Consider the following 6,850-nt stretch of genomic DNA (forward strand, 5'->3'; position numbering starts at 1 on the left):
GTTTTTTTAAAAACATCTGGTTTAATATCCCCTATCTAAATCCATAACTTTACCAATGGGTTTATTTGCCTCAAAATGGACTGTACAGAAGCGTTTTTAATTTCAATGTGGTTTTATCACAAAATCTTTAAATCGCTCTGTACGGTGCCTTTCTGTCAATTTAAACGCATATATATTCTCAAAATCATCAGCAAACTTCACTACTTTGCTGTTTATCATTCAATGCCCTTTAAAACTTCTTCAAGTTCTTTTTGAAGCTTTTCTATGCGTTCTGATGGCATCGGTGCCTTTTTATTTGTTTCCTTTTCAGGCTTTTCAAGGCTCCTAAGAATGTGCTTTGCATGAAAGCGAATATTGCCTTCAAGCGTCTTACAATAACGATAAAAATCTGCTGTTGAGGGCATAAAGGTCGAATTTAAGCCCTCGGCTTTGCCTTTCAAAGCGTTCTTTGTTGCCGTTTGCAATACCCAGCTGCTTATGCCTTCAAGAGCGTAAAGATACGCAAGCGCTGTCGCTTTCTCATCTGATCCCATGGGGCTCTTAAGTCCATTTGAAAGGACAAGATACGTTGTTTGAATTTCTTCTTCAGTCGCTTTCTTTTCAAGCTTTTGCAACGCATCATGAACTAATGAAGTAATTCTCTCCGCTTCTGCAATCAATGGTTTTTGCCCTGTCTTCCAATGGAACGGTGGTTCGGTTGTCATCCTCGAATAGAAATTTGTACACACTATCTGAATTTTTGATATTGGACATGTGCTGTGCAACGCGATAACTCCATCCACGCTGCTGTACTGTTGTTTCAGTGCTTGACTTTCCATAGTTTTTTCCTTTCTGTAAATCTTCAATTGCCTTGCGTACCCAGTTGCGCCATGTTGCTTGCCAATCCGTTTTGCATGCGTCCTTACCTGCCTTGGCATTCCAATAATCTCTAAATTTTGCGATTTCGACTTTCACACGCTCTGAAGGCAAGCCTTCGTTGATTGCAAAATCGTAATCGGGTTCAAAATCCGCAGGCAATCGACAACCTCTATCGGCTTTAACCCGCTTGGCTTTTTTAGGAACGTTTTCTTGCTCGTGAATGGGAGGTTGATTGTCTGATGATGTTGCGATTTGATTTGGTTCGCTTTCAATCGCATCAACCTCGATTGGCTCTTCAATCAAATCCGTTGTTTCTAAATCTTCAAATTCAGTTTCTTTTTTTGATAAAACGATAGTTTTATTTTTTTTATATATATTATTCTTATTCTGGTTCTTTATAGCTAGATTTTGCTTATCTTTTGCTTCAGCAAAAAAATCATTTTGCTTGTCGTTTGCTTCAGCAAAATTATTAACATGTTGTTTTGTATTGTTTTTTGCTTGTGCACCTTTTTTACCAGCTTCACTACGAATTTGTGATATATGATCTTTTTTATCAGCAAAATCTTTTAGCTCTTCTTCAACGCGCGTATTCCACAACCCACCATCTATCTCAACAAGTTTATCATTCCTCATTAAGTATTCGACAATAGTTGCAAATTTTTTCTGCGAGCAATTGCAAGCACGTGCAAGCGTTTCAAAATCTTCTTTAATGGGTGCTTTTTTATCGTACATGCGAACAAGAAGTGTTATATAAACGCCCCGTTGTTCCAATGTCATCCCATCTGTACCACTAATCCAATCATACAAATGAAATCTTATCCACGGCATACCATTAGACATGCCTTACCTCCATATTATTGCAAGTGAAATTATCTAGCTCTTCAGTGACGTTATTGAGTTCTTTTTCAACTTCTGAATTCCACAACCCACCATTGTCTAAACGTATGATGAATCCACCTTCAATCAAGGAATTCAAAGCTGCTTCAAACTCTTCTACTGGATAACCAACCCAAAAAGCTAATACCGTTAAGTCCTTTAAAATAGGTTCACCAGTATGGAGCATTAGAAGTCGCAACATGACATAGATACATTTCTCGGTCGGCGACAAACAACCAAGAGTAACAAGCCATCTGTCTGCAAAAAGCCTCGTCCATGGTAATTTACTGGACATACCCCAATTCCCTTTCTTTAACTAAATATAAAATTGCTAAAGCATCTGCTTCGTTATCATCTTTCGGATTGTGCCCTTTTGCACGCACCGCCTTAATCATCTCTTCTTTCGACGCATTCCCCTTGCCTGTCGTCGCTTTCTTAATCGTACTTACTGGTATCCCCTCATACGGTATCTGATGCTGTTCACACCACGCCGTTAACGTTGCTAACAAACCACCGTAAACATGCGCTGCATCTGTACCTTTATGACGCCTCACCTCTTCAAAATACACCGCGTCAATTTGACCTGCTGTCTGCTTTATTTCTGATAGCCATTGTTTAAAACGCAAATAACGCATTCCACCGCCTTCAAAACGGCGCGATTGAAAATTCACGGTACCACTGAACATGTCACCACTTGCACCACGTATCGCCCACCCCGTTTTGGTACCTAGATCAAAACAAAGAATCGTGTTAATCACCACGCCGCTCCATACAAAATGTGTTTTATAGGATTGTTTTTTTCTGAAAATGAAGGAAAGAAGGGTGTAAGAAATATGCAAGCGGTTTTAAATTGGATAGAACAGCATCCTGTATTATTTTCTGCGTTTTCTGTTTTATTTTCTGCACTTTCTTCGGTTGGTGCTTTATTATCCGCAATTTTTTCTTTTCGTTCTATTAAACAGACATTGAATTTAAGAAATGAAGATCGAATAGAAGCTGCAAAGTTCAGAAGAGAAGACCGAGAAAAATTTGAAACAGAATTAGCTAATGCCATGGACATAGCTAATTCAACTAAACAACAAGCAATATCAATGGAAAAGCTTGCTAACGTTCTAGAAAAACAGACAGAAATTCTAGAGCAGAGAAAACTTAATGTTTTTGTACAGCGTATAGTGATGCATAATGATCCTGATAATAAATCACAATTATTAATTGATATATTATTAACCATTGCAAATCCTACAAAACACATAATTAAAATTAATTCCATCAGTATAGAGAATGATAGAAATTATAAATTTATTCACGCAGTCTATCGTGGATTTACTGATTCAACCGTTTTTCCCCTCGGAGATATATACCAAATCCAGCCCCAAAGCTCCAAATACCTCTGTTTTAAACAACCCCAAACAGAGCCTCTAATACATGGAGATATTGACCCATTTAGCCTCATAGCTTTTGGCTCATTAGAACTAATTCTTACCATTTCGCCTCTCAAGAAAAATCCATTAATTTATCTAATATTTACTATGGAACACACTGCTATAGATCCTGAAAATCCACCAGAAAAAGTGAATTTTTTCGCTCACTGTATTCGTTTAAAAAATGCTTTCAATCCACTATAGTTTTCCCAGGTACGAGATAGCTCTGTTGTTCCTCAGGACTTTTTTTAGCAAGATCTTCCCATGTCAGTGGCTTTAACCCCAATAAATGCCCCAATAACTCTTGAGACCTCGGCCAATAGTCTAGTTGTGCAAATGTAATGGTATTTCGTGGTATAAACCATTCTTCAAAAGCTCTAACAACTTTAATTGCTTGAATCTTTGTCTGCTCATCCCTCATTAATTGTTGCAATAATTCCTGCGATCTATCTTCTTGTTCATCTGTAATGGGATTTAGTTCTATAAACTCTCTTACAAGCGTACGAACAGCTTTAGAGACTTGAATATTTTCATAAATATTTTCATATGACATCACACATTCTTGCCCTTTAGTGCTTTTCTCTAAACATTCTTGCACGTTTGCTTGTAATTCTTGTAAATGTTGTATTTTCTCTTCATTTTCTGCTAGCTGTCCTTCCATCAATGCTTTTTGTGACATTATTAACTCATTTTTTTCTGCTAGCTCTTTTCTAAGCCTTCGCACTCTTTTAGAAGAGTCATGAACAGCATAAAACGAAATCACATTCGCAATTAAGGAAATAACAATTGCTACTAAACTCATCTTTCTCTCCTCACTTACCCTTCTTCTTATTTTTACGAGCCGGCGCTTTTACTGCTTCATCACGCTGTTTAAGCTTTTGTGTTAGTCTTTCAACTTCCTCGTCGCGTGATTGAACATCTGCTTTTAGTGCCTGTATCTTTTCACTTTTCCGTGTAAAATCTTCTCGATACGCATCTATCTTTTGTTTAAGTTCTTTAATTTCCTTGTCACGTGATTGAACATCTGCTTCGAGTGTCATTACAACTTCACTTACATTTCTGAACGCCTTTTCATGCTCTTCAGTCTTTTGTTTCAGTTGTTTAATTTCCTCGTCACGTTCTTCAATCTCTTGCTTCAGTTGTTTAATTTCCTTGTCACGTTCTTCAAGATCCGCATCACATTCATCAATTGTCTGCTTGCTTTCCTTTAAATACCTAAACTCATTCTCTTTCATTTTTTTCTTAATATCTTGAACCTGCTCTTTAAGTGCTTTAACTTGATCGCGATAATGCAATGCAATACGAAACATCACTCCGCTTAAGAGCAAAACTGAAACCACTGCTATCCATAAAATTTCATTCGAACTCATCTTTATCTCCTTAATGCTGTAAAGTTTCTCCGGTGTGATCAACACCGCAGCTCTTGCAAATTTTCGACATTGGGGGGTGTTGCTCTTGCATTAATCTCTGCAAGCGATCGGGGTAAAAAAAATCTTCTGGACGCAAATCTATCCCATGATCACGTGCGTAATCTAAAATTTTTTGCTGGTGTTTTGCTGGCATGTCACGCCATCTATAAACAGATGACACATCTCTTTGCACTATGGTTGCTACAGTTTTGAAACCACCTAAATATTTTATAATTAATCTCGAAGGCATATGTAATCTCCATAACAGCACAATAAATAATTGCACTTTTTACATATGTCAACAAAAAATGCACCTTTCACATTTTTGCATTTTACGTATTTTTAGGGATAATATTTAAATTATGAGTAGCAATATTGAAAAAAGTATCCAACAATGGCTAGAAAAAAAATTAGACGAGCGCGGACACGGTGCTCAAATAGAACTAGCCGCCTACTTGGGAATCCATCAATCCACTATAAGCAGAATGATTAATCCTTACAAAAATGGAAAATCAAGAAGCATAAGTATTGGGGAATTAGTTAAAATAGCTGAGTTTTTTAACGAGCCCCCCCCCAATTTCTTCAATGATGTTGATCAAGAATTTATGAATTTTTATCGTGATCTTTCTGAAGAAAACAAGAAGTCTGTGATTTTATATATTGAGTTTTTAAGGCAATCAAAAGATAAGTTATAGTTTCCTTTTCTTTCTGAGAAAACCCTTTTAAAAGATTAGAATCTTGTTCCGCTATTTGCATTTTGTATCTCCATAAATTGTGGATAGTGCACTTTTTAAAAAAACATATCTAGCATAAATATGCACTTTTTACATTTTTATGTTGACACTTGCACTTTTTGCATATATTTATCTCCCATATCTTAGAAAATAACTTTTGCCAATAGGCAGTATGGAGGCATTTGTGAATAAACCAGTGTTTATAAATTCTGATGAAATTCTCTTAGTGATGTGCGAAAATGAAGAACAAAATCTCGCTAAATCTGGTCCTTTATTAGAAGAAAAGGACATTATCAATTTTATCGACCAAACCGATAATGCTGTCCAAATTTTGCGCGTAGAACCAACGACTAATCGTTGCGAAGATATCTCTGAAGATATTGCTGAGTTTTATCTCAAACTACGTGAACAAAAGTGTTTTGATGGCAAAATACCGCATGACTTTATTCTACACAGCACAGCATACGGTTTTTTTTTAGAAGAAATCGAACAGCAGCGATATGAAGATGAAACATACGGTACTTATGAACAGCAGCACCGTTTAACTCTTTCGGATGTCATTCCAAACTACCCACATTATACATACTACAGAGGGCGTTTTTAAAAGCGCCCCCCTCTTTCCTCTTATTAAATTATCGGATGGAGTAAACTTATGAATAATCCTATCACTATTACAAATAACACCATTAACGAAGAAAGCGTTCAGACAGTCAATGCTCGTGACTTGCACGCATTCTTAGAAGCAAAACGAGACTTTTCCAATTGGATTAAGGACCGTATTAGCAGATACAATTTTATAGAAGGACAAGACTTTGTAAAAACACAAGATTTGCGGTCACCAAATTTGGCGAGCGCAAAATCTAGATCTGTTATTGCAATTAATTATCATCTCACCTTGGAAATGGCAAAAGAACTTTCCATGGTAGAGCGTAATGAAAAAGGAAAACAAGCCCGTCAATATTTTATTGAATGCGAGCGGCGTGCAAAGCAAGTTGTTACACCACAAATCGATTACTCAAGTCCACAAGTAATGTTAGGTGTATTAACTCATCTAAAAAATGAAAATGAGCGTAAAGACATCATCATTGAAGATTTAAAACCAAAAGCAATGGCTCTGGAAAGCTTGCAACGCTCTGATGGGCTCTTCAGTCTTACTGAAGCCGCTAAAGTGCTCGAAATGCAACCAAAACAATTCATTCTCTTCCTACAGAAAAAAGGATGGGTGTATCGACGCACTTTCGGGGATCGCTTATTGCCTTATCAGGATAAAATCCAAAAAGGACTAATGGATTGCTCAACCCTCACTATTCAAACCGAAAATGGAACTGAAAAAGTCATTCCTTCAGCAAAAATCACAACAAAAGGCATGGGGGTGCTGTCTCAAGAGCTTAAAAGACAAAGCATGCATTAAGAGGCTATCATTATGGAAAAGAAATATGAACTTACTGATGAAACAATCGAAGTTGGGGGCAAAACTCTCCACCGCATTCGTGCTTTAAGGGATTTTGATGATGTTAAAGCAGACGACCTAGGCGGCTATATCGAGAAAGAA

The 6,850-nt window shown here is 37.0% G+C and carries 11 protein-coding genes; 4 read left to right on the top strand and 7 right to left on the bottom strand.

All coding sequences use genetic code 11. The features are described from left to right. Nucleotides 1-215: 215 nt before the first annotated feature. Genes ACFIMK_RS00025 through ACFIMK_RS00040 form a run of 4 tightly spaced genes read right to left on the bottom strand, consistent with a single transcriptional unit; the run spans nucleotide 216 to nucleotide 2,492 of the window. Nucleotides 216-659 carry a hypothetical protein gene (locus ACFIMK_RS00025; RefSeq protein ID WP_375613776.1) on the bottom strand — a complete coding sequence of 148 codons (444 nt, stop codon included), beginning with the start codon at nucleotides 657-659 and terminating at the stop codon, nucleotides 216-218. Then, nucleotides 619-1,698, bottom strand: a complete 1,080-nt coding sequence (locus ACFIMK_RS00030) for a YdaU family protein (protein WP_375682977.1) — start codon at nucleotides 1,696-1,698, stop codon at nucleotides 619-621. The genes ACFIMK_RS00025 and ACFIMK_RS00030 overlap by 41 nt, the downstream gene beginning before the upstream one ends. Beyond that, entirely contained in the window at nucleotides 1,691-2,029 is a 339-nt protein-coding gene (locus tag ACFIMK_RS00035) for a DUF1376 domain-containing protein (RefSeq protein ID WP_375638628.1), read from the bottom strand. Before ACFIMK_RS00035 ends, ACFIMK_RS00030 begins: the two co-directional genes overlap by 8 nt. Beyond that, on the bottom strand, nucleotides 2,019-2,492 hold the full coding sequence (locus tag ACFIMK_RS00040) for a crossover junction endodeoxyribonuclease RuvC (protein WP_375638626.1): 474 nt from the start codon (nucleotides 2,490-2,492) through the stop codon (nucleotides 2,019-2,021). The genes ACFIMK_RS00035 and ACFIMK_RS00040 overlap by 11 nt, the downstream gene beginning before the upstream one ends. Before the next feature lie 75 nt (nucleotides 2,493-2,567). On the opposite strand from ACFIMK_RS00040, the gene ACFIMK_RS00045 reads away from it, so the two are divergent. Beyond that, nucleotides 2,568-3,359, top strand: a complete 792-nt coding sequence (locus ACFIMK_RS00045) for a hypothetical protein (protein ID WP_375632835.1) — start codon at nucleotides 2,568-2,570, stop codon at nucleotides 3,357-3,359. On the opposite strand, the gene ACFIMK_RS00050 is transcribed toward ACFIMK_RS00045, so the two are convergent. The 3 genes from ACFIMK_RS00050 to ACFIMK_RS00060 are packed head-to-tail and all read right to left on the bottom strand — an operon-like array spanning nucleotide 3,346 to nucleotide 4,814. Further along, nucleotides 3,346-3,957 (bottom strand): hypothetical protein, encoded by a 612-nt coding sequence (locus ACFIMK_RS00050; protein ID WP_375610980.1) that lies wholly within the window; start codon nucleotides 3,955-3,957, stop codon nucleotides 3,346-3,348. The genes ACFIMK_RS00045 and ACFIMK_RS00050 overlap by 14 nt on opposite strands. Nucleotides 3,958-3,967: 10 nt before the next feature. Further along, nucleotides 3,968-4,525 (bottom strand): hypothetical protein, encoded by a 558-nt coding sequence (locus tag ACFIMK_RS00055; protein ID WP_375681579.1) that lies wholly within the window; start codon nucleotides 4,523-4,525, stop codon nucleotides 3,968-3,970. A 10-nt stretch (nucleotides 4,526-4,535) separates the two neighbouring features. Continuing rightward, the gene (locus ACFIMK_RS00060; RefSeq protein WP_375628947.1) at nucleotides 4,536-4,814 is read right to left on the bottom strand and encodes a hypothetical protein; all 279 of its coding nucleotides are present in this window, start codon (nucleotides 4,812-4,814) and stop codon (nucleotides 4,536-4,538) included. Between the two features lie 112 nt (nucleotides 4,815-4,926). Here ACFIMK_RS00060 and ACFIMK_RS00065 point away from each other — a divergent pair, with 112 nt between their 5' ends. The 3 genes from ACFIMK_RS00065 to ACFIMK_RS00075 all read left to right on the top strand — a co-directional run bounded on the left by ACFIMK_RS00065 (nucleotide 4,927) and on the right by ACFIMK_RS00075 (nucleotide 6,709). Then, on the top strand, nucleotides 4,927-5,259 hold the full coding sequence (locus ACFIMK_RS00065) for a helix-turn-helix domain-containing protein (protein WP_375612684.1): 333 nt from the start codon (nucleotides 4,927-4,929) through the stop codon (nucleotides 5,257-5,259). Nucleotides 5,260-5,482: 223 nt separating this feature from the next. Continuing rightward, a complete protein-coding gene (locus tag ACFIMK_RS00070) occupies nucleotides 5,483-5,902 on the top strand; it encodes a hypothetical protein (RefSeq protein ID WP_375613784.1) in 420 nt (139 codons plus the stop codon). Nucleotides 5,903-5,950: 48 nt separating this feature from the next. After that, a complete protein-coding gene (locus ACFIMK_RS00075) occupies nucleotides 5,951-6,709 on the top strand; it encodes an antA/AntB antirepressor family protein (RefSeq protein WP_375635088.1) in 759 nt (252 codons plus the stop codon). Nucleotides 6,710-6,850 lie beyond the last annotated feature (141 nt).

The sequence above is a fragment of the Bartonella sp. AP280QHHD genome, assembly GCF_042196125.1.
GTDB lineage: Bacteria > Pseudomonadota > Alphaproteobacteria > Rhizobiales > Rhizobiaceae > Bartonella.